Source organism: Streptomyces sp. NPDC059456, assembly GCF_042750055.1.
Lineage (GTDB): Bacteria > Actinomycetota > Actinomycetes > Streptomycetales > Streptomycetaceae > Streptomyces.
Genome location: NZ_JBHYVA010000962.1, coordinates 1 through 2,379 on the forward strand (window position 1 = coordinate 1; position 2,379 = coordinate 2,379).

The following is a 2,379-nucleotide window of genomic DNA, read 5'->3' on the forward strand; positions in this document are numbered from 1 at the left end:
TCCCCGGCCCCGCGGGGGGTGCCGGGGGCGTTTTTGCTGGGGCCGGGGGGGGGGGGGCCCCCCCCCCGGGGGGGCGCCCCCCCCCGTCAAGATCGCGCAAAACGGATGGTTACGCTCGTGTGCATGAAACGAAGCGTGCTGACCCGCTACCGCGTCATGGCCTACCTGACCGCGGTCATGCTGTTGATCCTCTGCACCTGCATGGTTTTCAAGTACGGCTTCGACACCGGTGCCGACCTGACCCTGGCGGTCTCGCAGGTCCACGGTGTGCTGTTCATGATCTACCTGGTGTTCGCCTTCGACCTGGGCTCCAAGGCCCGGTGGCCGTTCCCGAAGCTGCTCTGGGTGCTCGTCTCCGGCACGATCCCGCTGGCCGCCTTCTTCGTCGAGCGCGGCGTGCGCGCCGAGGTCGAGCCGCTCGTGGCCGACGCCGAGGCCGCGGCCACCGTCGACGCCTAGAGCGCGGCCGGAGCCGGACCGTCCCGTAGGTGCCCCGGGGATACTCTCCGGGGTTTCCCATCGACATTTACTAGGACGTCCTAGTAAATTCGTGGGTATGGACGCTGACGCCATCGAGGAGGGCCGCCGCCGCTGGCAGGCCCGTTATGACAAGGCCCGCAAGCGCGAGGCCGACTTCACCACGCTCTCCGGGGATGACGTCGATCCCGTCTACGGCCCCCGGCCCGGTGACGCGTACGAGGGATTCGAACGCATCGGATGGCCGGGGGAGTACCCCTACACCCGCGGCCTGCACGCCACCGGGTACCGCGGCCGGACCTGGACCATCCGCCAGTTCGCCGGCTTCGGCAACGCCGAGCAGACCAACGAGCGCTACAAGATGATCCTGGCCGCCGGCGGCGGCGGGCTCTCCGTGGCCTTCGACATGCCGACCCTGATGGGGCGCGACTCCGACGACCCCCGCTCCCTCGGCGAGGTCGGCCACTGCGGCGTCGCCATAGACTCCGCCGCCGACATGGAGGTCCTGTTCAAGGACATCCCGCTGGGCGACGTGACCACGTCGATGACGATCTCGGGCCCGGCCGTGCCCGCCTTCTGCATGTACCTGGTCGCCGCCGAGCGCCAGGGCGTGGACCCGGCCGTCCTCAACGGCACGCTCCAGACGGACATCTTCAAGGAGTACATCGCCCAGAAGGAGTGGCTCTTCGAACCCGAGCCGCACCTGCGCCTCATCGGCGACCTCATGGAGTACTGCGCGAAGGGCATCCCGGCGTACAAGCCGCTGTCCGTCTCCGGCTACCACATCCGCGAGGCCGGGGCGACGGCCGCGCAGGAGCTCGCGTACACCCTCGCCGACGGCTTCGGGTACGTGGAGCTCGGCCTGTCCCGCGGCCTGGACGTGGACCACTTCGCGTCCGGACTGTCCTTCTTCTTTGACGCGCACCTCGACTTCTTCGAGGAGATCGCCAAGTTCCGCGCCGCCCGCCGGATCTGGGCCCGCTGGATGAAGGAGGTGTACGGGGCACAGAGCGAGAAGTCGATGTGGCTGCGCTTCCACACGCAGACCGCCGGCGTCTCGCTGACCGCGCAGCAGCCGTACAACAACGTCGTCCGCACGGCCGTCGAGGCCCTCGCGGCCGTCCTCGGCGGCACGAACTCGCTGCACACCAACGCCCTCGACGAGACCCTCGCGCTGCCCAGCGAGCAGGCGGCCGAGATCGCGCTGCGCACGCAGCAGGTGCTGATGGAGGAGACCGGGGTGGCCAACGTGGCCGACCCGCTGGGCGGTTCCTGGTACGTGGAGCAGCTCACCGACCGCATCGAGGCCGACGCCGAGAAGATCTTCGACCAGATCAAGGAGCGCGGGCTGCGCGCCCACCCGGACGGGCAGCACCCGATCGGGCCGATCACCTCGGGCATCCTGCGCGGCATCGAGGACGGCTGGTTCACCGGCGAGATCGCCGAGTCGGCCTTCCAGTACCAGCGCTCCCTGGAGAAGGGCGACAAGCGGGTCGTCGGCGTCAACGTGCACCACGGTTCGGTGACCGGGGACCTGGAGATCCTGCGCGTCAGCCACGAGGTGGAGCGGGTACAGGTGGAGCAGCTGGCCGCGCGCAAGGAGCGGCGAGACGACGCCAGGGTGAAGTCCTCGCTCGACGCGATGCTGGCCGCCGCCCGCGACGGGTCGAACATGATCCCGGCGATGCTCGACGCGGTGCGCGCCGAGGCCACGCTCGGCGAGATCTGCAACGTGCTGCGCGACGAGTGGGGCGTCTACACCGAGCCGCCGGGCTTCTAGCCCCGCGGTCCCTGCGCACGGCCGGCCGCGGCAGCCCCCCCCGGGGGGGGGGCGGGCCGGCCGGGCGCGGGGGCGGGGGGGGCCCGGGGGGGGGGGGGGCGGGCCCGGCGGGGGGGGGCGCG

Annotated in this window: 2 protein-coding genes; both read left to right on the top strand. The window is 71.0% G+C overall.

The window, feature by feature from the left end:
* Positions 1–123 precede the first annotated feature (123 nt).
* Positions 124–459 (top strand): DUF3817 domain-containing protein, encoded by a 336-nt coding sequence (locus ACFXA3_RS41095; protein ID WP_385196370.1) that lies wholly within the window; start codon positions 124–126, stop codon positions 457–459.
* A gap of 97 nt (positions 460–556) precedes the next feature.
* Positions 557–2,257, top strand: a complete 1,701-nt coding sequence (locus tag ACFXA3_RS41100; RefSeq protein WP_385196373.1) for a methylmalonyl-CoA mutase — start codon at positions 557–559, stop codon at positions 2,255–2,257.
* Positions 2,258–2,379: the final 122 nt, after the last annotated feature.